The sequence below is a fragment of the Castellaniella sp. WN genome (assembly GCF_054457555.1).
Genome location: NZ_JBTKZC010000001.1, coordinates 1,384,328 through 1,404,837, shown reverse-complemented (window position 1 = coordinate 1,404,837; position 20,510 = coordinate 1,384,328). Strand labels below are relative to the sequence as shown.

At 64.1% G+C, this 20,510-nt stretch carries 21 protein-coding genes; 8 read left to right on the top strand and 13 right to left on the bottom strand.

What is annotated here, in order from left to right; all coding sequences use genetic code 11:
• Positions 1–33: 33 nt before the first annotated feature.
• The 4 genes from ACTPOE_RS06530 to ACTPOE_RS06515 are packed head-to-tail and all read right to left on the bottom strand — an operon-like array spanning position 34 to position 2,907.
• Positions 34–837 (bottom strand): transporter substrate-binding domain-containing protein, encoded by an 804-nt coding sequence (locus ACTPOE_RS06530; RefSeq protein ID WP_458871393.1) that lies wholly within the window; start codon positions 835–837, stop codon positions 34–36.
• Between the two features lie 17 nt (positions 838–854).
• Positions 855–1,583 (bottom strand): amino acid ABC transporter ATP-binding protein, encoded by a 729-nt coding sequence (locus ACTPOE_RS06525; protein ID WP_458871392.1) that lies wholly within the window; start codon positions 1,581–1,583, stop codon positions 855–857.
• Positions 1,567–2,217, bottom strand: a complete 651-nt coding sequence (locus ACTPOE_RS06520) for an amino acid ABC transporter permease (RefSeq protein ID WP_458871391.1) — start codon at positions 2,215–2,217, stop codon at positions 1,567–1,569. The genes ACTPOE_RS06525 and ACTPOE_RS06520 overlap by 17 nt, the downstream gene beginning before the upstream one ends.
• Positions 2,218–2,226: 9 nt before the next feature.
• A complete protein-coding gene (locus ACTPOE_RS06515; protein ID WP_458871390.1) occupies positions 2,227–2,907 on the bottom strand; it encodes an amino acid ABC transporter permease in 681 nt (226 codons plus the stop codon).
• 240 nt (positions 2,908–3,147) lie between these two features.
• Here ACTPOE_RS06515 and ACTPOE_RS06510 point away from each other — a divergent pair, with 240 nt between their 5' ends.
• Entirely contained in the window at positions 3,148–4,008 is an 861-nt protein-coding gene (locus ACTPOE_RS06510; RefSeq protein WP_458871389.1) for a MurR/RpiR family transcriptional regulator, read from the top strand.
• 17 nt (positions 4,009–4,025) lie between these two features.
• On the opposite strand, the gene ACTPOE_RS06505 is transcribed toward ACTPOE_RS06510, so the two are convergent.
• The 3 genes from ACTPOE_RS06505 to ACTPOE_RS06495 form a co-directional block, all read right to left on the bottom strand.
• Positions 4,026–5,195 carry a vWA domain-containing protein gene (locus ACTPOE_RS06505; protein WP_458871388.1) on the bottom strand — a complete coding sequence of 390 codons (1,170 nt, stop codon included), beginning with the start codon at positions 5,193–5,195 and terminating at the stop codon, positions 4,026–4,028.
• A gap of 24 nt (positions 5,196–5,219) precedes the next feature.
• Positions 5,220–5,834: a GNAT family N-acetyltransferase gene (locus ACTPOE_RS06500; protein WP_458871387.1), complete on the bottom strand. Its 615-nt coding sequence runs from the start codon at positions 5,832–5,834 to the stop codon at positions 5,220–5,222.
• A gap of 69 nt (positions 5,835–5,903) precedes the next feature.
• Positions 5,904–6,767: an AAA family ATPase gene (locus ACTPOE_RS06495; protein WP_458871386.1), complete on the bottom strand. Its 864-nt coding sequence runs from the start codon at positions 6,765–6,767 to the stop codon at positions 5,904–5,906.
• A 169-nt stretch (positions 6,768–6,936) separates the two neighbouring features.
• Between ACTPOE_RS06495 and ACTPOE_RS06490 the strand changes: the two genes are divergently transcribed.
• Entirely contained in the window at positions 6,937–7,293 is a 357-nt protein-coding gene (locus ACTPOE_RS06490) for a c-type cytochrome (protein WP_458871385.1), read from the top strand.
• 17 nt (positions 7,294–7,310) lie between these two features.
• On the top strand, positions 7,311–7,667 hold the full coding sequence (locus ACTPOE_RS06485) for a c-type cytochrome (protein ID WP_458871384.1): 357 nt from the start codon (positions 7,311–7,313) through the stop codon (positions 7,665–7,667).
• Positions 7,668–7,794: 127 nt separating this feature from the next.
• Here the strand turns inward: ACTPOE_RS06485 and ACTPOE_RS06480 are convergent, their stop codons facing one another.
• Complete coding sequence (locus ACTPOE_RS06480; RefSeq protein WP_458871383.1) at positions 7,795–8,226, bottom strand: DUF1841 family protein; 432 nt, start codon at positions 8,224–8,226, stop codon at positions 7,795–7,797.
• Positions 8,227–8,410: 184 nt separating this feature from the next.
• Between ACTPOE_RS06480 and icd the strand changes: the two genes are divergently transcribed.
• On the top strand, positions 8,411–9,667 hold the full coding sequence (icd, locus tag ACTPOE_RS06475; RefSeq protein ID WP_458871382.1) for an NADP-dependent isocitrate dehydrogenase: 1,257 nt from the start codon (positions 8,411–8,413) through the stop codon (positions 9,665–9,667).
• A gap of 263 nt (positions 9,668–9,930) precedes the next feature.
• Here the strand turns inward: icd and ACTPOE_RS06470 are convergent.
• A protein-coding gene (locus tag ACTPOE_RS06470) for an IS3 family transposase (RefSeq protein ID WP_458871239.1) occupies positions 9,931–11,072 on the bottom strand; the annotation gives its coding sequence in 2 pieces (ribosomal slippage) (positions 9,931–10,805 and positions 10,805–11,072; 1,143 coding nt in all).
• A gap of 294 nt (positions 11,073–11,366) precedes the next feature.
• On the opposite strand from ACTPOE_RS06470, the gene ACTPOE_RS06465 reads away from it, so the two are divergent.
• On the top strand, positions 11,367–12,644 hold the full coding sequence (locus ACTPOE_RS06465) for an IS256 family transposase (RefSeq protein ID WP_458871381.1): 1,278 nt from the start codon (positions 11,367–11,369) through the stop codon (positions 12,642–12,644).
• Here ACTPOE_RS06465 and ACTPOE_RS06460 read toward each other — a convergent pair.
• Positions 12,641–13,060 (bottom strand): type II toxin-antitoxin system death-on-curing family toxin, encoded by a 420-nt coding sequence (locus tag ACTPOE_RS06460; protein ID WP_458871379.1) that lies wholly within the window; start codon positions 13,058–13,060, stop codon positions 12,641–12,643. The genes ACTPOE_RS06465 and ACTPOE_RS06460 overlap by 4 nt on opposite strands.
• 656 nt (positions 13,061–13,716) lie before the next feature.
• On the opposite strand from ACTPOE_RS06460, the gene ACTPOE_RS06455 reads away from it, so the two are divergent.
• Positions 13,717–13,995 carry a hypothetical protein gene (locus ACTPOE_RS06455; RefSeq protein WP_458871378.1) on the top strand — a complete coding sequence of 93 codons (279 nt, stop codon included), beginning with the start codon at positions 13,717–13,719 and terminating at the stop codon, positions 13,993–13,995.
• Between the two features lie 690 nt (positions 13,996–14,685).
• Positions 14,686–15,942 carry a polyamine aminopropyltransferase gene (gene speE, locus ACTPOE_RS06450; protein ID WP_458871376.1) on the top strand — a complete coding sequence of 419 codons (1,257 nt, stop codon included), beginning with the start codon at positions 14,686–14,688 and terminating at the stop codon, positions 15,940–15,942.
• Here the strand turns inward: speE and ACTPOE_RS06445 are convergent.
• From ACTPOE_RS06445 to trxB, 3 genes are all read right to left on the bottom strand, one after another.
• Positions 15,928–16,263, bottom strand: coding sequence for a DMT family transporter (locus tag ACTPOE_RS06445; protein ID WP_458871375.1), 336 nt, complete (start codon positions 16,261–16,263; stop codon positions 15,928–15,930). The two genes, speE and ACTPOE_RS06445, sit on opposite strands and share 15 nt — an antisense overlap.
• A gap of 117 nt (positions 16,264–16,380) precedes the next feature.
• Positions 16,381–17,154: a Smr/MutS family protein gene (locus tag ACTPOE_RS06440; RefSeq protein WP_458871373.1), complete on the bottom strand. Its 774-nt coding sequence runs from the start codon at positions 17,152–17,154 to the stop codon at positions 16,381–16,383.
• The gene (gene trxB, locus ACTPOE_RS06435; protein WP_458871372.1) at positions 17,141–18,100 is read right to left on the bottom strand and encodes a thioredoxin-disulfide reductase; all 960 of its coding nucleotides are present in this window, start codon (positions 18,098–18,100) and stop codon (positions 17,141–17,143) included. Before trxB ends, ACTPOE_RS06440 begins: the two co-directional genes overlap by 14 nt.
• 45 nt (positions 18,101–18,145) lie before the next feature.
• On the opposite strand from trxB, the gene ACTPOE_RS06430 reads away from it, so the two are divergent.
• A complete protein-coding gene (locus ACTPOE_RS06430; protein WP_458871371.1) occupies positions 18,146–20,503 on the top strand; it encodes a DNA translocase FtsK in 2,358 nt (785 codons plus the stop codon).
• The last annotated feature ends 7 nt before the right edge of the window (positions 20,504–20,510 follow it).

Here is a 20,510-nt window from a genome sequence, read left to right as displayed (position 1 = left end):
TACGTCAACCTTTGCCCTGCCGGGCGGCGGGCCTTACTTGGCCGGTTCCATCTCCATCAGGTCGGCCGGCAGATCCACGTTGAGGTAGCCCTTGTAGATGGCGTTGAGCTTGCCGTTCTGGAAATTCTTTTGTGCCCACTCGTCGAGGAACGCCTTGAATTTGGGGCTGCCCTTGCGCAGGCCGACGCCCAGGGCGTAGTTCTTCATCAGGAACTTGGTCTCGAACTGGCGGTCTGGCGCCTTGTCCTTCAGGGTCTGGATGACGGCGGTGGAGTTGGCCAGGATGTCCGCCTGCCCGCTGAGGACCGCCGTCACGGCGGTGGCGTCATCGTCGAAGCGCATGATCTTGGCGTCCCTGGTGTTGGCCGAAAGCATCGTGTCGCCCTGGGACCCCCGCACGCTGGCGACCTTCTGGTCCTTCAGGTCGGCGTATCCCTTGATCGGCATGCTTTCAGGGGCGGCCACCGCCTGGGCGAGTACGGAATAGGGCTTGGAGAAGTCGATGACCTTCATGCGTTCTTCCGTGATGGACAAGGTGGAGATGATCACATCGGCCTTGTTGGTCAGCAGGAAGGGGATCCGGTTCGGGGTGGTGGTGCGCACGACTTCGAGCTTGACGCCCAGATCCTGGGCGAGCAGCTTGGCGGCGTCGATGTCGGAGCCCGTGGGCTGCTGGTTCTGATCCAGCATGCCGAATGGGGGCAGGCCCAGGTCGATGGCGACGCGCAGCGTGCCGGCCGAGCGGATGTCATCCAGCGTGTCGGCGCTGGCCGGCTGCAGCGCGACGGCGCAGCTGGTGGCGATGAAAGCGATGCTTGCGAATTTCTTCAGGTTCATGTCCCATTCTCCAGAATTTAGAGCCCGTTGCTGATAAAGTCCTGCAGCTCTTTTGTTTGAGGCGATTGCAAAAGCGTTCGCCCACCGATTTCCCACACCTTGCCGTGGTGCATGTAGATGATGATGTCCGCGATCTTTTGCGCGAATCCCATTTCGTGCGTCACCATGATCATGGTCATGCCGTTCTTGGCCAGCCCTTCCATGACCCTGAGCACTTCTCCTGTCAGTTGCGGATCCAGCGCCGAGGTCACTTCGTCGAAGAGCATCAGGCTGGGATGCATCGCCAGCGACCGGGCGATGGCGACGCGCTGCTGCTGTCCGCCGGACAGTTCCTCTGGATAGGCATGGATCTTGCCCAGCAGCCCCACCTGGTCCAGGACTTCCTCGGCGACCGCATTGGCCTGCGAACGGTGCATTTTCTTCACACTCGTCAGTGCCAATGTGATGTTGCGTTGCACTGTGAGGTGGGGGAACAGGTTGTATCCCTGGAACACGATCCCGATGTCCTTGCGCAGCGTGAGCAGATCGACCTTGGGATCGCTGACTTCGTGTCCGCAGGCAATGATGCGCCCCTGGTCGATGGTTTCGAGACGGTCGATGCAGCGCAGCGCTGTGCTCTTGCCCGATCCGCTTTGCCCGATGATGGCGACGACCTGCCCTTTCTCGACCGAGAAGGACACGCCATTCAGAACTGTGTTCGTCCCGAATTTTTTATGGACATCCTGCAGTTCAACGACGGCCGACATGTAGTTTCCTCTCTAGCTTCCTGCTGAAGACAGAAAGCGGATAGCACATAAGAAAGTAGAGCGCCGCGATCAGGAAATAGACGATCCCGGGCTCGAAGATGGTGTTGTTGACCAGTTGTCCGGCCCGCACCAGTTCGACGAAACCGATGACGGACGCCAGCGACGAGTTCTTGATCAGCTGCACGATGAACCCGACGGTCGGCGGGGTGGCGATCCGCAGGGCCTGGGGCAGGATGACCTGGGCCATGCGCACGAAGCGGCTCAGCGCCAGGCATTCCGCCGCTTCCCACTGGTTCTTGGGGACGGACTGGATGCAGCCGCGCCAGATCTCGCCCAGGTGTGCGCCGCTGTATAGCGACAGCGACAGCGCGGCGGCGACGATGGCGGGCAGATTCCAGCCCAGGATCGACAGTCCGAAAAAGGACAGGAACATGATCACCAGCAGCGGCGTGCCTTGCACCAGCTGTATGTAAACGCTTGACAGCAGACGCAAGGTCCGGCTTTTGGAGATGTTGCTCAGGGCGATCAGCAGGCCAAGGATTCCACCGCCCGCCATGGCGATGCACGACAGCATCACGGTCCAGCCTGCTCCCTGGAGGATGATGTCGAGATGGGTTTGCGTGAATGTACTCATGGTGGCGGCCTAGATCGAGGTGCCCAGCCGGCGGCGACGGGTGAAGAGCATCATCCCCAGCAGCCAGAGACCGAATCGCATGCAGAAGGCCAGGATCAAGTAGAGCAGGGCGATGACGGCATACGTTTCGAACGAGCGGAAGGTCGCTGATTGAATCTGCGCGGCGATGCCGGTCAGTTCGTCCACCGAGATCTGGGATGTGAGGGACGAGGCCAGCATGAGCAGCACGAACTGCCCGCACAGCGCGGGATAGACCTTCTCGATGGCGGGCATGAGAATCACATGCCAATACACTTGGGTCTTGTTCAGACCCAGGCACTGGGCGGCTTCGATCTGACCCGTATGCACGGACTGGATCCCGGCGCGGATCACCTCGCTGGCATAGGCGGTGAGATTCACGCCCAGCGCAAGTACGGCGGCCGTCATCGCGGAGATTTTCCATCCCAGCGCGGGGAAGACGAAAAACACGACGAACAACTGGACCAGGAGGGGCGTGTTGCGGATCAGCTCGACGTAGATCCGGCAGGGAATGACGACCCAACCCTTGCTGTCCAGGCCAATGGCCAGCAGGGTGCCGAACACGAAGCCCAGGACCGTCGTCGAGAACGACAACCGGGTCGTCAGCCACAGTCCGTCCAGGAAGGCGTGCCAGTGTGGCAGAAGACTTGTGAAATCAAAGCTGTAGATCATGTAAGCCGAGTCCTGAAACGGTGCGTTCCCTGCGGGGCCTGGTGCCGTCGTCTGTGTGGCTGCTTGTCGAGATAACCAGACTTTAAAATTAATGGAAAATTTATTCTATAAGTGTAATCACTTAGAAAATAACTTCCACTAGGGACATACAATCGGAACCGTTCCAGGGCGTGGCCGGCGATGCCTGGTCAGGCTCCTGATCGTGGCTGGGGAACAGATCAATCCAGGTATGGAGGGACGATGGTAAAAAAGAACGATGAGCCGCTGGAAAACGTGGAGGCGCTGTTGCAGGCGATCTCCCGCGACTTTCACAGCTTGAGCCGACAGCTCGCCAAGATTGCCGTGTTCATCGAAAAGAATCATGAATACGTGGGGCTCTACAAGATCAAGGACATTGCCGAGCGCTGCGAGGTCCAGCCGTCCGCGATCATCCGCTTTGCCCACCACTTCGGCTTCAGCGGCTTTTCGGACATGCAGTCGGTTTTCAAGGAACAGCTCAGCCGTCAGGTCGCGCTCGAGAACTCGTACCAGGACCGGATCCGGCAGGTACTCAATACCCGGCAGGGGGATTTCGGCAGCGATGAAATCATCCGGCAGTCAACCCAGCGTTCCATCGAGGAACTGGTCTCGCTGGGTGCGGAATCCAATCTCAAGGAAATCGACGCGGTTGTCGCGCAGTTGGTCGCATCGGAGAAAATCTGGATTGTGGGCATGCGGCGCACCTATCCGGTGGCAGCCTACCTGGCCTATGCCCTGCAGCATGTCCGATCCAATGCGATGCAGATCACAAATACCGGCGGCATGTATCAGAGCCAGATCAGGCTCATGGCGAAAAATGACGTGCTGGTGCTGTTCAGCTACGAACCGTATGCGGAGGAAACGCTGGACATCGCGCGCTTCGCCGCTGAGCAGGGTACGGCGATCGTGGCCATCACGGACAGTCACATGAGCCCTTATGCGCAATTGGCGGATCACACGCTCTTGATCAAGGAGCGTCCCATCTTCGGGTTTCGATCCCTGGTCAGTTCGATGGCGTTGGCCCATGCCATGTTCGTCACCTTCGCCTATCAGGCGGAACGGGCGGGCGATCGTCGACTGTAGATGAGGCGGGCGGCGGTCTACTTCGACAGCAGCCGCATGGCCTGTTCCAGCCCGTCCATCGTCATGCCGAACATGCGGTCGTGCATCAGTTCCTTGATCAGGGCGATGGACTGGCGGTACTGCCAGGAGCCGGAGGGTTCCGGGTTCAGCCAGACGGCGCGCGGCCAGCGGCCCAGGATGCGCTGCAGCCAGGCGGCGCCGGTTTCCTCGTTGTTGTGCTCGATGGAGCCGCCCGGATACAGCAGTTCATAGGGGCTCATGGAAGCATCGCCCACCAGGATCAGGCGCCAGTCCTCGCCGTAGGTGCGCAGCAGGTCCCAGGTCTCGATGCGCTCGCCGTGGCGGCGGCTGTTGTGGCGCCAGACGGACTCGTAGGGGCAGTTGTGGAAGTAATAGACCTCCAGGTGCCGGAATTCGCTGCGCGCGGCGGAAAACAGGGATTCGATGCGGGCGATGTGGTCGTCCATGCTGCCGCCCACGTCCAGCAGCATCAGGACCTTGACCGCGTTGTGGCGCTCGGGCACCCAGTGCAGATCCAGCATCCCGGCCTGTTCGGCGGTGCCGCGGATGGTGCCTGGCATGTCCAGCTCCAGCGCCGCGCCCTGGCGGGCGAAGCGCCGCAGGCGCCGCAGCGCCATCTTGAAGTTGCGCGTGCCCAGGGTCTGCTGGTCGTCGTAGTCGCGGTAGTCGCGCCGTTCCCAGACCTTGACGGCGGTGCGGTTGCCGGCCGAGGGGCCGCCGACGCGGATGCCCTCGGGGTGGTAACCGCCGTGGCCGAAGGGCGAGGAGCCCCCGGTGCCGATCCACTTGCTGCCGCCCGCGTGGCGTCCCTTCTGTTCGGCCAGGCGTTCGCGGAACATTTCCATCAGCCGGTCCCAGCCGTGCCGTTCCAGGGCCGCCTTTTCCTCGTCGCTGAGCTGCTTGCGGAAGGTCTGGACGAGCCAGTCCGGCGGGATGTCCGGGCCGCCCGCGCGGGCCTGCAGCTGGCCGATGAAGGCGGCGAAGACCCGGTCGTAGCGGTCATAGCGGGTCTCGTCCTTGACCAGCGCCAGGCGCGCCAGGTGATAGAACTCTTCCGTGTCGGCGGGCGCGGCGGGGCTGCACAGCAGCTCCAGCAGGCTCAGGTATTCCCGGATCGAGACCGGGATGCCGGCGGCGCGCAACTGGGTGAAGAAGTCGGTCAGCATGGCCAGGGGAACGGGAATGCGAGTTCAGGCGCGGGGGCGCCGCAGCTGGTAGAGCAGGTGGGCGCGGACCTCGGGCCATTCGCCCGCCAGCAGGCTGTACATGACCGTGTCGCGCACGGTGCCGTCGCGGCGCGGGGCATGGTGGCGGATCACGCCGTCGCGCCGGGCGCCCAGGCGCTCGATGGCGCGCTGGGAGGCGTGGTTGTAGTTGTCGGTGCGCCAGCCGACGACGGCGGCGCCCAGGACGTCGAAGGCGTGCTCGAGCAGCAGCAGCTTGCAGGCCGTGTTGATGTGGGTGCGCTGGTGCGAGCGGGCGTACCAGGTGTAGCCGATCTCCAGACGGGCGACCGCCGGCACGATGTCGTGGTAGCGCGTGGTGCCCAGGATGGCGCCGCCGGCGGCGTCGGTGACGGCGAAGGGCAGCATGTGGCCGTCGTCCCGGCCCTTCAGTGCCTGGGCGATGTAGGACTCGGTCTGGTCGGGTTCGGGGACCGAGGTGACGCGCAGATTCCAGAGCTCGCCGTCGGCGGCGGCGGCGCGCAGGCCGCTGGCGTGGTCGAGGGACAAGGGGACCAGGCGCACGCCATGGCCCTCCAGGGTGACGGGGCGGGGCGCTTGTTTGAAACCGGGGGTGCTCATGGTTTGGTCCGTTGATGGATGATCGGGGAAGGCGTCGCGTCGGGCCTGGCCGTCTTGGCGCGGAGACGGTCAGCGTCCACCGCGCTGCGTCAGGGCGGCCAGCCGCCGCAGCAGGTTCAGGTCCTGCTCGTTCTTCAGCAGGGCGCCGGCCAGCGGCGGCACGTCGCCGCGCGCCAGGCTGTCGGGCGGCACGGATTCGGCCAGCAGCAGATGCAGCCAGTCCAGGAATTCCGAGGTCGAGGGGCGCTTCTTCAGCCCGGGGATGTCGCGCAGGCGGAAGAACGCGTCCAGGGCCGCACCCAGGACGTCGGCGCGCAGGTCCGGAAAATGGACGGCCACGATATCGGTCAGGGTCTCGCGGTCGGGGAATTCAATGTAGTGGAAGAAACAGCGTCGCAGGAACGCGTCGGGCAGGTCCTTCTCGTTGTTCGAGGTGATGATGATCAGGGGCTTGTGGCGCGCGCGGACGGTCTGGCGGGTCTCGTAGACGTGGAATTCCATGCGGTCCAGCTCGCGCAGCAGATCGTTGGGGAATTCGATGTCGGCCTTGTCGATCTCGTCGATCAGCACCACGCAGGGCCGCTCCGACTCGAAGGCCTGCCACAGCACGCCCTGCACGATGTAGTTGCGAATGTCGTGTACGGCGGCCTCGCCCAGCTGGGAATCGCGCAGGCGCGAGACGGCGTCGTATTCGTACAGGCCCTGCTGCGCCTTGGTCGTGGACTTGATGTGCCATTGCAGCAGGGGCCGGTCCAGGGCGCGGGCGACTTCCTCGGCCAGCAGGGTCTTGCCGGTGCCGGGCTCGCCCTTGACCAGCAGCGGGCGCTGCAGCGCCAGGGCGGCGTTGACGGCGGTCTTCAGGGATTCGGTGGCGACGTAGCGGTCGGTGCCGTCGAAACGGTCGTGCGGAGCGGAGGCGGTCGTGCGGTTCATGGAAGCGGGGAAGTGGTGCCGGGAGGGTGCCGGAAGGTGGATATTATGGGTTTGAAATTTCGATGCCTGACTGTATCGAATCAATTATCGTACAATCGACATGCCTCATCGGCCCGGCAGGAGGCTGGCCGATGCCGACACAATATGAATCAGAGAGACAAGAGGCCATATGAAGTCGCGAGCAATGCTTGATCGTGGTTTGGGCGCCGTCGTGGTGGCGGCGTCCTGTCTGCTGGCCGGTCCGGCCCTGGCGGCCGATCCGCCCGCTGTCCAGGGCACTGTCCAGGCTGGCGCCGGGAAGGTTTCCATGTGCATCGGCTGCCATGGAATCCCGGGCTACAAGGCAGCATACCCGGAGTTGTACCACGTCCCCATGATCGCTGGTCAGGGCGCGCCCTACATCGTCGCGGCGCTGAAAGAGTACGCCAGCGGCGCGCGCTCCTTTCCGACCATGGATGCCATTGCGCGGTCCCTGTCCGAACAGGACATGGCCGACGTGGCGGCCTACTATTCCAGCCTCAAGTGATCCGGGGGAACACCATCATGCGTACATTGTGGATTGCCCTGCTGGGTCTCGGACTGACGGCCACCGGCGCGCGGGCGGCCGATCTGCAGGCCGGCAAAGCCGCCTTTGAGAAATACACCTGCGTTTCCTGCCACGGTGCCGATGCCAAGTCTCCTCTGCAGCCCGACTATCCGATCCTGGCCGGACAGCACCAGGACTACCTGGCCCATGCCCTGACCGCCTATCAGCGTGGCCAGGCGGGGGCGCCGGCTTCGGCCAACGTGCGCAAGAACGCCATCATGGGCGCCATGGCGGCGCAACTGTCGGCCGCCGACATCGAGAATATCTCCGCCTGGCTGTCGGCCCAGCCTTCGTCGCTGGCCGTGCGCAAGTAGCGCGCGATATCCTCCGCCGGATGACCGCCCGGCCCGCCCGCCAGGCGGGTGTTTCTTCGTCCGGCGCGGGGGCGCTGCGCGCATCGGCCATTGCCGTTTCCGGCGAGGCCCTCGCGTGTCCGGCCGTTCAGCGGCCTCGCGTGGCGTGGCGCCGGATCAGATCCAGGTAGCGTTCATTGTCCAGCGGCTTGCCCAGCCGCTGGGCTTCCCAGACAACCTCGCCCAGGGCTTCCATGATGACGTGGGCGGCCTCGTGCTCGTCGCGGCCCTGCAACAGCGTGTTCCAGGCGGCCCGGATGCCGGGCGGGTGGTCGATCGACAGCTGTTCCTGGATCGCCAGGTGCATCGACAGGTGCAGAAAGGGGTTGGTGCGGCCGGCCTCGACCGGGTAGTCGCGCCCGGCGGCGTCCGGATCCCGCAGATCGTCGTGGTATTCGGGGTGGCGCTCGACCAGATCGGCGGCCATGGTCTCCAGCGGCGTCAGCACCCCGCCTTCGCGGCGCTTGCGCCAGGCGTCGGTGAAGAACGCGCGGACCTGTTCCTTGGAGGGGTTGAACATGGAGAGGGATGGGAGAGACGGCCGAATTGCTCATTTTAACCCGCGGATTCGGGTATTTCCGGGGCGCCGGCCGGTAGAATAGGAGGGAAAAGGCTGTCTGCCGATGGCCAGTTTACGCTAAACTCTTATATAAGACTGCTTCCCCTTTCTCTTGAACAACAAACCCAGCAACACTGGAGCACCCATGTCCTATCAGCACATCAAGGTCCCGGCCGGCGGACAGAAGATCACGGTCAACGCCGATTTCTCCCTGAACATCCCCGATGAGCCCATCATTCCCTTCATCGGGGGCGACGGCACCGGCCAGGACATCACCCCGGTGATGCTGAAGGTCGTGGACGCCGCGGTCGCCAAGGCCTACGGCGGCAAGCGCAAGATCCACTGGATGGAAGTCTACGCCGGTGAAAAGTCCACCCAGATCTACGGTCCGGACGTCTGGCTGCCCGAGGAAACCCTGGAAGCCGTGCGCGAATACGTCGTGTCCATCAAGGGCCCGCTGACCACCCCGGTGGGCGGCGGCATCCGTTCACTGAACGTGGCCCTGCGCCAGGAACTGGACCTGTACGTCTGCCTGCGCCCGGTGCGTTACTTCAAGGGCGTCCCCTCGCCCGTGCGCGAGCCGGAAAAGACCGACATGGTCATCTTCCGCGAAAACTCCGAGGACATCTACGCCGGCATCGAATTCGAGGCCGAATCTGACAAGGCCCGCCAGCTCATCGAATTCCTGCAGGACAAGCTGGGCGTCAAAAAGATCCGCTTCCCGGGCACGTCCGGCATCGGCATCAAGCCCGTGTCGCGCGAAGGCACGGAACGCCTGGTCCGCAAGGCCATCCAGTACGCCATCGACAACGACCGCCCGAGCGTCACCCTGGTGCACAAGGGCAACATCATGAAGTTCACCGAAGGCGGCTTCCGCGACTGGGGCTATGCCCTGGCCCAGAAGGAATTCGGCGCCCAGCTGGTGGACGGCGGCCCGTGGTGCAAGTTCAAGAACCCCAAGACCGGCCGCGACATCGTGGTCAAGGACGTCATTGCCGACGCCTTCCTGCAGCAGATCCTGCTGCGCCCGGCCGAATACGACGTCATCGCGACGCTGAACCTGAACGGCGACTACATTTCCGACGCCCTGGCCGCCCAGGTCGGCGGGATCGGCATCGCTCCGGGTGCCAATCTGTCGGATTCCGTGGCCATGTTCGAGGCCACCCATGGCACCGCGCCGAAGTACGCCGGCAAGGACTACGTCAACCCGGGTTCGGAAATCCTGTCCGCCGAGATGATGCTGCGCCACATGGGCTGGACCGAAGCAGCCGACCTGATCATCAGCAGCATGGAAAAGTCCATCCTGTCGAAGAAGGTGACCTACGACTTCGCCCGCCTGCTGGAAGGCGCGACCCAGGTGTCGTGCTCCGGTTTCGGCCAGGTGATGATCGACAATATGTGATCGGTTTTCAACTGATTCATTGAGGTCTGGAAAGGCCCCGCTTTCAATAGGAGAGCGGGGCTTTTTAGTGGGTGCAAGTCCCGTACTCGCCCGACAAGGGGAAGAGTGAGCCTACGGCAAGGGTTTCGCGGGTGACTGCGAGTCTGAAGGAAGCCGGAAGGCAAAGCGCTGGCCTGACGTACAGGAAGCGGATGAGGCGCTGTATTGGGGTAAGGCGGCAAAGTGTCGTGGTCAAGTTTTTGTGGACACCGCGATAGGGCGTTTCAGGTAGTGGCTTTCTCGTAGTCGGTTGGTGATCGGTATCCGAGAGTGGAGTGCAGCCGATGGGTGTTGTAAAAGCCGACGATGTAGTGGTTGATGTCAGTGACTGCCTCAGCGGGGTTGGCGTAGTTTCGTTGCCAGACTCGCTCCATCTTCAAATTCAGGAAGAAGCGTTCCATCACGGCGTTATCCCAACAGTTTCCCTTGCGGCTCATGCTGGCAATCAAGCCGTGACGATCCAACAGATCCCGGTGGGCCTGGCTGGCGTACTGACTGCCACGGTCGGTATGCACAATCAGGCCGGGCGCGGGCTGGCGCAGTGCGATGGCCATGCGCAAGGCCGCACATACGAGCTCAGCAGGCATGCTGGGCGCCATCGCCCAGCCGACGACCTTGCGCGAGTACAAGTCCAGCACAGCAGCCAGATACAGCCAGCCGCGCCCAGTGCGGATGTAGGTGATGTCAGCCACCCAGGCTTGGTCAGGCGCCCTGGGATTGAAGCGCCGATCCAGGATGTTGGCGGCCACCGGCAGATCATGTCGGCTGTCGGTGGTGTGGACGAACTTACGCCTCCAGCGCGCCCGCAGGCCGTGCTGTTTCATCAACCCACGGACACGGTAACGGCCGACGTCCAGACCCTGAGCCTTCAACGCCGCAGACAGCCGACGGCTGCCGTAGTTGCCACCGCTGGCCAGGAAGGCGGCTTGCAGGGGCGTACTCAATGCACAGGCTCGCGGCGCTTGCTGCCGGTGGCGGGCAGCATACAGGCCAGAGCGGCTGACACCCAACAACCGGCACAGACGGGCAGTGCTGGCCTTCTTCTGCCACTGATCGATCAGTTTCTGGATCACTTCAGTTCCCGGGCGAAGAAGGCCGATGCTTTTTTTAGCAGTGATACGTCCTCGCGCAGTCGCAGGTTCTCACGCTCCAACTCGCGGATGCGCTGCTGCTCGGGCGTCAGCGGCTTGCCGATCCCGACCTGGCCTGATTGTTCGGCGTCGTACTGGGCCAGCCAGCGGCGCACTGCGCTGTCAATCAGGTCCAGATCGCGACAAACCTGGCCCACGCTCAGGCCTTGCTCTCGGATCATCTGCGCCACTTGGAGCTTGAAGGCGGCGTCAAAACTTCTACGAATACGGGTCATATCTTGCTGGCTCTCGTTGGGAAGGATTATCCCCTATCGAGGTGTCCACCAGAATTAGACCAGAACAAAATTCGTCGAAGCCCGAAACTTGTCCGGAACGATGCGGCGTACATCCGACAGGCATAAGCGTGAAAGTGGGTGTGCAATACGGGGAGATCTGATCTGTGGGGCTGTGCTTGAGGGAGAGACAGGGAAGGGTGCTAAACACCTGGTTGTTGATGCTTTTCGAGTGTCGTGGTCAAGTGTCCTGAATTTTGTGGGCGAGGCATAACATGAGAGAAAAGGATCATGGATATGCCCGTGAAACACAAGAAGCCATCTATTGCGGCCCAGGCGGCCGCCCGTACAGCCCGATTCCCGAAGCTGCCTGAGCATCTGCTGGACGGCCTGGTCGAAGGCCCGATGTCGGCCATGGAGGTCGAGGATCTGATTGATGCCTTTGGCAAGGCGGTCATCGAGCGGGCCATGGCTGGCGAGATGAACGCGCACCTTGGCTACCGCGCCGGCGAAGACAAGCCCGCCCAACAGGCCGACGAACGCAACGGCGTGAGCGCCAAGACGCTGTTGACCAAACACGGCTCGATGCGTGTGCAGTTGCCCCGCGACCGGGACGGTACCTTCGAGCCGGTCTTGATCCCCAAGCATGAGCGCCATTTCGCCGGGTTCGATGAGCGCATCATCGCCCTGTACGCCCGGGGCATGAGCGTGCGCGAGATCCAGGCATTCCTGGCTGAGACCTATGGCACGGATGTCTCGCCCGAGCTCATCAGCGAGGTCACTGACGAGGTCATGACCGAGACGGTGGCCTGGCAGAATCGGCCCCTGGAGCGCATGTACCCGGTCGTGTTCTTCGATGCCCTGCGCGTGAAGATCCGCACCGACGGGCTGGTGGTCAACAAGGCGGTCTACCTGGCCCTGGGGATCGACGCTGACGGGGAGCGTGACGTGCTGGGGCTGTGGATTGAGCAGACCGAAGGTTCGAAGTTCTGGCTCAAGGTCTTCAACGAGCTCAAGAACCGGGGCTGCCAGGACATTCTGATTGCCGTGGTCGATGGTTTAAAGGGCCTGCCCGAGGCCATCAACGTGGTCTTCCCGAAAACGACGGTGCAGACCTGCATCGTGCATCTGATGCGCAACAGCCTGGATTACGCCGGCTGGAAGGACCGTAAGTTGGTCGCCGCCGCCCTCAAGCCCATCTATGCCGCCGCCAATGAGCAACAGGCCAGAGAGGCGCTGGCCGCCTTCGCGGCTGGCCCTTGGGGCACGAAATATCCGACGATCGTGGCCGCCTGGGAGCGGGCCTGGGAACATGTGGTGCCGTTCTTCATCTTCCCACCCGATATCCGGCGCGTGATCTATACCACGAACGCCATCGAGAACATGAATCGGCAGCTGCGTAAAATCATCAAGAACCGGGGCCAATTCCCCAGCGACGAGGCGGCCGTCAAACTCCTATGGCTGGCGCTGCGAAACGTGCTGGCCAAGCCGTCACGATCGGTTCATACGTGGAAAGCAGCCATGAATCAGTTCGCCATCCTGTTCGGTGAACGGTTCACCGAGACGAGGGATTAAACGATGTCAAACCGCCCCGCCCACAAAAAATCTGACACTCCCTGCTTTTCCCAAACCGCGTTCAGAAAATCAGCAAATTCATCGCCCGATACCTCTCCAGAGGCGAGTCTGACCATGACTTCCTCTAATTCAGGTACTTCAGGGATGACGATACCTTCCTGGTACAAGTACGTCAGGGCGCATGTCAGGGCAGTTCTTTTGTTTGCGTCGTTGAAGACATGACCTCTGGCAAGGGCTTCTGCATATAGACCAGCGATCCCAAATACATCGTCAAGAGCAGCATAATGCGCATGCATCTCGACCCTGGTCAGTGCAGATTCCACGGCCCCGATGCCACCCCCAGAGAATCCTGGCAGGCCACCGAGTTCGGCAATGATTTCGTCGTGGACGGTGATGACGAAGTTGATGTCGAGCACTTACCGGTCTCGTAGTGCGATCAGAACCTTCCGGTGCTCTTTGATGACTTTTTTGGCGGCCGTCGTTACCTGCGTCGTCCCAGCAGTGGAGGATTGTACGGACGTGAGAGGACGAGACGGTGCGATCTTCGTCCTCTTGTTCAGTGTGTAGCCTAAAAGTTGCTTGGCTTGCAGAGTAGTCATACTAGTACTCGTTGATGATGGGTGACAGGTCTGCCCTGCTTTTTTCATCATACTTTCTTCTCCGTATTGCGAAAAGGTCTGAAGGCTGAGGGCTGCATCTGAGGGGCATTCGCCTAATGTATGCATGTGTGCTCTATATAGCAAGGTGTAGATGTTTGGGGCCATGGTGTTGAGTACGATTCCACAAGCCGATGATTTTTATGAAAATAATATAAGATTACATGTTTTGATCGACAACATGTGATCGTCCCGCCTCGCGCGGGACGCGGGTTCCGGCCCGGCCGTGAGGCCGTGCCGATGCGCGAGGCCCCGCCTTCCAAAGAAGATGGGGCCTTTGCCGTTCCGGGGCAGCGGCGCCGCGGACGTGACTGCCGAAGTACGGAATCCATCGATCCGATTGCTTGGCGCGCCGCCCGCCGTCCACAAGTCTCGACGTTTCCGTGGTTCGTCCTCATGGTCTCAAGGAGGCCCGGATGACCCGGGAGGCGCTGGATCGGGCCGTCGCCGACTGGAACCGGGCGGGTGCCGCCTGGGACGCGGCGGCCCTGGCCGCCGTGTACTGCGAGTACGGACTGCTGTTCGGCGGGCGCCCCAGTCATTTCGTGGGCCGCGAGGCCATCCAGGGATACTTCGCTTCTTACGACGGGGTGATTCGCGCGGGCGCCATGCGCATGAGCGAAGCTGTTGCGCGCTGCTTGGCCGATGACTGCGTCTCCGCCGTTCCGGCGGCCCCGCCGCTGGGACGGGGCTAGAGTTTGTTTCGGGAGGTTATTGAGCCAGCCGGCGCGGCGGGTGGCAATGCGTCGCGTGGGCGCGTTCCGTACTTTGGCATGAGCGCACCGATGTGGGACAGTATGGATGATCCCGTCCGAGAGTGGGATTTCCCCGATTTTTTCGCCTATTCGGCCTGGCGTCGGCCGGTATGCTGAGCGGCCGGGAAGCCAGGGATCAGGGCATCGTGCGGCGCCACTGGACAGCGGGTCCAGGAACGCAGGCAGGAATGCTGTCCATGAGGCATTGCCCCTATGCAGGGTTTCCTGACCGGCAAGCCGTCGCCGGCTACGGGACTTCCCTAGGTGTCATTTGTGGATACAGACGGCATAATGCAGCCCATGCAGGTGAGGAGACAGCCCTGCCGGGCACTGGCGCCACGGAGATGGCGCGTTCATTTGTGGCAGTACCCATAAAAAACAGAAATCTGGCGGGGCCGACGACACAATCGTCGGCCCCGTTCCATTTGGGCGGCCAGACAACTGTCCGCCTGGCAAATTTTGGCGTTTCTTCAGTCTTCTTTTGCTTTCTTGATTCAAAAGAAGTCTTCGCCTATCATCTTCGGATTTCCCCTTTAAAAAACGGATGGGGCGGACCCCGATCACCGGGATGCCCGCGGGGCCGTTTCATCCGCGCATGGCGCGCGACCCCTTGATCCGGAGGATGCCATCATGCAAGGCCTGCACCTGACCGCAGATCTCTATCGCTGCCAGTCCGACGCCACGCTGTTGACCGACGAAACGGCACTCGCCGATTTGTGCCGGCGGGCGACCCTCGATGCCGGCCTGACCATCGTCGGGGAAAAGTGGCATCGTTTTCCCGACTATCAGGGCCAGCCCGGCGGCGTCACCGGCATGCTGCTGTTGGCCGAGTCCCACCTGGCGGTCCATACGTGGCCGGAACGCGGCGGCGTGACGCTGGACGTCTACGTCTGCAATTTCGAGACGGACAACTCCGCACGGGCGGAACGCCTGATGGCCGCGCTCGAATCCGCCTTCGCCCCGAGAGACTGTCAGCGCCAGCGCCTGATGCGCGGAGAGCGCGATGCTCCCGCGCGGTCCGGCGAGACCTTGCTCGAATCGCTCAACGGGCACAGCGTGTACGGCTTCCGCTTCGATCAGCGGGTGTTGGCGCGCGACACCGGCCTGCAGTGGCTCGAAGTGCTCGAATCGCGCGAGCTGGGCACGACCCTGCGCCTGGACGGCCGCCTGATGACCTCGGAGGCCGACGAGGCGTTCTACCACGAGGCCCTGATCCACCCGGCAGCGCTGGCGCATCCCGCGCCGCGCCGGGCGCTGATCGTCGGCGGCGGCGACGGCGGTGCCCTGGAAGAGCTGCTGAAGCACCGGAGCATCGAATCCGCGACCCTGGTGGAACTCGATGGCGGTGTGGTAGCGGCGGCGCGGGACTATCTGGGGGCCATACACCGGGGCAGCCTGGACGACCCCCGGGTGGACATCCGCATCCAGGACGGCGCCGCTTTCGTGCGCGAATGCGGCGATGCCTTCGATTTGATCTATCTGGACCTCACGGATCCCGAAACGCCGGCCGGGCCGCTGTACACGCAGGCGTTCTTCGAGGATTGCCGGGCCGTTCTGGCACCGGGCGGCGCCCTGGTCCTGCACTTGGGCGCTCCGTTCCACGAGCCGGATCAGGTTTCCGGCCTGGCGGCGGCGCTGGGCGAGGTCTTCCCGCAAGTGCATGCCTACGGCCTGCACATCCCCCTGTACGGTTCGTACTGGGCCCTGGCGGTGGCTTCGGATGCGCTCGATCCCGCCGCCCTGTCCGCCGCGGAAATCGAGGCGCGCCTGGACGCCCGGGGGGTCGGCGATTTGCAGGTCTACAGCCCCGAGTTCCATGGGGCCTTGTTCGCCTTGCCGGCACGCTACCGGCGTCTGCTCCCCCGGCCGGTCTCAGTGCCCGCCTGACCCTGAAAACACGTTCAGCACCAGCACCCCCGCCAGGATCAGGACAATGCCGATCACCGCGGGCCCGTCCAGCGTCTGGCCGAAAATGAAATAGCCGATCAGGGCGATGGCGACGATGCCGACGCCCGACCAGACGGCGTAGGCGACGCCGACGGGGATGGTCTTCAGCGCCAGGGCCAGCAGATAGAATGCCAGCCCGTAGCCGATGAGGGTGATCGCCGAGGGCAGGGGGCGCGTGAAGCCGTCCGAGATCTTCAAGGTGGATGTGGCGATGACTTCGGCCAGGATGGCGATGCTCAGGTAGATCCAGCTGGGGCTCATCGGGGACTCCGGAACGGAAAAAGGGGCGCCATGGCGCCGGATAGGAGCGGAGACCGGGTCGGTTCCGGGGCGGGATGGTCCGAAGGATCCCCGGCGGCATGCAATGCGGTGACCGGTTCAGCGGATCCCCTGGCGTAGCAGGGCGTGCAGGGCACCTTCGCCGCCCTCATGCTCGCCGCACTGGACCCAGGCCTGGACGGCCTCCAGGCGGCACAAATGCTGGCGGATCGCGTCCTTCAGGACGGGTTCGCCCTGGCGCGAGCCGATGCCCTTGCCGTGGATGACGCGCACGCAGCGGATGTCATGCTCCAGACACGAGGCCAGGAACCGGTCCAGGCGTTCGCGGGCCTGGTCCAGGGTGCTGCCGTGCAGGTCCAGGGAGGCCTGGGGAATCCATTTGCCGCGCCGCAGGCCGCGCAGCAAGTCCGGGCCGCAGCCCGCCTGCAGAAAGGCGCCGGCCTCGGGATCGAAGGCCGGGGTCTTGCGCCGTTGCCGGTGGGCGGGGGGTGCCGCCCGGGATTCGGCGTCGGCGCCCTGGGCATGCTGGCGGCGGGCCTGCAGCAGGGATTCGGGATCGCGCCGCGCGCCGCCCGCCCGGGCGCGGGGGCCGTGGTTTGGCAGTGGCCGCACGAAGCGCATGGCCTGGCGGAACAGGGCGCGGTCGGCCGGATCCAGCGGCGGGGTCGCGGCCTGCTCGGGCGCGTCGGCCGGCGGTTCCGTGTCGGGGTGCGCCCGCGGAGCGCCGGCCTCGGCATCCCGTGGCCGCGTGGACGCGCCCCGGCCGCCGCGTCTTTTGCCGGCGGCGCGGCGAGGGGCGGCGGGCGATTCGAGCGGGACGGCTTCGGCGCGCAGGCGGCGCAGGTCGGCCAGGGACGGCTTAGAGGCCTTCATTCTCCAGCCACCGTTGGGCGTCCAGGGCGGCCATGCAGCCGGTGCCGGCGCTGGTGATGGCTTGGCGGTAGACGTGGTCCTGCACGTCGCCGGCGGCGAAGACGCCGGGCACGGAGGTCATGGTGGCCAGGCCCTGTAGGCCGCTGCGGGTGGTGATGTAGCCGTTTTCCATGGCGATCTGGCCTTCAAAGATCGCCGTGTTGGGCTTGTGGCCGATGGCGATGAAGGCGCCGGTGACGGCCAGGTCCTCGGTCTCGCCGCTGCGCTTGTCGCGCAGGCGCACGCCGGTGACCCCGGAGTCGTCGCCCAGGACTTCGTCCAGTTCGCGGAACAGCGCCAGGCGCATGTTGCCATGCTCGACCTTGTCCATCAATTTGTCGACCAGGATGGGCTCGGCGCGGAACTTGTCGCGGCGGTGCACCAGGGTGACCGTGCGGCAGATATTGGAGAGGTACAGGGCTTCTTCGACGGCGGTGTTGCCGCCACCGACCACGACCACGTCCTGGTTCTTGTAGAAGAAGCCGTCGCAGGTGGCGCAGGCCGACACGCCGCGCCCCATGAAGGACTGTTCGGACGGCAGGCCCAGGTACTGGGCCGAGGCGCCCGTGGCGATGATCAGGGCATCGCAGGTATAGGTCGCGCCCGTGTCGCCGGTCAGCGTGAAGGGGCGCCGTGACAGGTCCACGCTCGCGATGTGGTCGAACACCATTTCCGTGTTGAAACGCTGGGCGTGCTCCATGAAGCGCTGCATCAGGTCGGGCCCCTGGACGCCGGCGACGTCGGCCGGCCAGTTGTCGACCTCGGTGGTGGTCATCAGTTGGCCGCCCTGTTCCAGGCCGGTGATCAGGACCGGGGCCAGATTGGCGCGCGCGGCGTAGACGGCGGCCGTGTAGCCTGCGGGGCCGGACCCGAGAATCATCAGTTTGGCGTGTTTTGCGCTGGACATCGCTGAAAATCCGTTCGATATTGACCTCGCAATTATAATGATGCGATGGCAAGAATTCCGGCGACCCCCACACGCTCCTCCCGCAACGTGCGCAATGGCCCCTCGCCCCTGCAGACACGCCTGTCGGGCCTGTTCCGCGAGGCCCGCTGGGTGCTGCTGGCGGCCCTGGCCTGCTGGCTGATCCTGGTGCTGGCCACCTGGAACCGCGCCGATCCGGGCTGGTCTCATTCCGTCCATGGCGGCACGGTCCGCAATTGGGGCGGCACCTTCGGCGCTTACGTCGCCGACCTGCTCCTGTACCTTTGCGGCGCGTCCGCCTGGCTGTGGGTGTTGCTGTTGCTGCGCCGGGTGGCGGCGGGGTTCTATCGCCTGTCCCGGGCGGTGCTGCCCAGCCGGGTTCCGGAACTGCTGCCGAGGGTGCGCTGGGAAGTCGGCATCGGCTACACCCTGCTGTTCCTGGGCTGCATGGGCGTCGAGGCCCTGCGGCTGCGGGGCTGGGGCGCCGCGCTGCCCGCCGGGGCGGGCGGCCAGCTGGGCCAGTTGCTGGCGGGCGGCCTGGCCAGTCTGATGGGCGGGGCGGGCAGCACCTTGCTGCTGCTGGCCTTCATCGTGATGGGGTCGAGCCTGTTCTTCGGCTTTTCGTGGCTGAACGTCTCCGAACGCGTCGGCTACGCCATCGAGCTCGCCTGGCGGCGCCTGTGGGATCTGAAAAACGCCTGGCAGGACCGCCGCGTGGGCGTCACGGCCCAGGCCGAGCGCCAGGAAATCGTCGAGACCCGCCAGACCCAGCTGGTGCACGAGCAGCCGGTGCGCATCGAGCCCACCGTCACCACGGTGCCGAAATCCCCGCGCGTCCAGCAGGAAAAGCAGCAGGCCCTGTTCACCGCGCGCGACGATCCGGCGATGGCGGGCAGTCTGCCGGCCCTGTCGCTGCTGGATCCGGTGGAGCAATCCCAGGAAACCGTCTCGCCGGAAACCATCGAATACACCTCGCGCCTGATCGAGAAGAAGCTGTCCGATTTCGGCGTCAGCGTCACCGTCGTGGCCGCCCAGGCCGGGCCGGTCATCACGCGCTACGAGATCGAGCCGGCCACCGGCGTCAAGGGCAGCCAGATCGTCAACCTGGCCAAGGATCTCGCTCGCGCGCTCAGTCTGGTGCGCATCCGGGTGGTGGAAACCATCCCGGGCAAGAACCTGATGGGGCTGGAACTGCCCAATCCCCGCCGCCAGACGGTGCGCCTGTCGGAAATCCTGGGATCCCAGGTCTACCACACCAGCGCGTCCATGCTGACGATGGCGCTGGGCAAGGACATCGCCGGCAACCCGGTGGTGGCCGACCTGGCGAAGATGCCGCACCTGCTGGTGGCGGGCACCACCGGCTCGGGCAAGTCGGTCGGGATCAACGCCATGATCCTGTCGCTGCTCTACAAGGCCGACGCAACCCAGGTACGCCTGATCCTGATCGATCCGAAAATGCTGGAAATGTCCGTCTACGAGGGCATTCCACACCTGCTGGCGCCCGTGGTCACCGACATGCGACATGCGGCCAACGCCCTGAACTGGTGCGTGGCCGAAATGGAAAAGCGCTACAAGCTCATGAGCAAGCTCGGGGTGCGCAACCTGGCGGGCTACAACACCAAGATCCGCGAGGCGCAGAAGCGCGAGGAACCCATTCCCAACCCCTTCTCGCTGACGCCCGACGCGCCCGAGCCACTGGGCACGTTGCCCATGATCGTGGTGGTGATCGACGAATTGGCCGACCTGATGATGGTGGTGGGCAAGAAGGTCGAGGAACTCATCGCCCGGCTGGCCCAGAAGGCTCGCGCGGCCGGCATCCACCTGATCCTGGCCACCCAGCGCCCCAGCGTGGACGTCATCACCGGCCTCATCAAGGCCAACATCCCCACGCGCATCGCCTTCCAGGTCTCGTCCAAGGTCGATTCCCGCACCATCCTGGACCAGATGGGCGCGGAAACCCTGCTGGGGCAGGGCGACATGCTCTACCAGCCTCCGGGCACCAGCGTGCCCACGCGGGTCCATGGCGCCTTCGTGCATGACGACGAGGTACACCGCGTGGTCGAGGCCCTGAAGGCCGAGGGCGAGCCGAACTATGTCGAGGGCCTCCTGGAAGGCGCCGGCGAGGGCGAGACCGGCGACGGCGTCAGTTCCGTCATGGGGTTCTCCGATCCGGAAAGCGATCCGTTGTACGACCAGGCCGTCGAGGTCGTGATGCGCAGCCGCCGCGCCTCGATCTCCTTCGTGCAGCGCAACCTGCGGATCGGCTACAACCGGTCGGCGCGGATCCTGGAACAAATGGAGCATGCGGGGCTGGTCAGCCCCCAGCAGCCCAACGGCAACCGCGACATCCTGGTGCCGGCCGCCAAGGGCGTGGACGAGGATTGAATCTCCG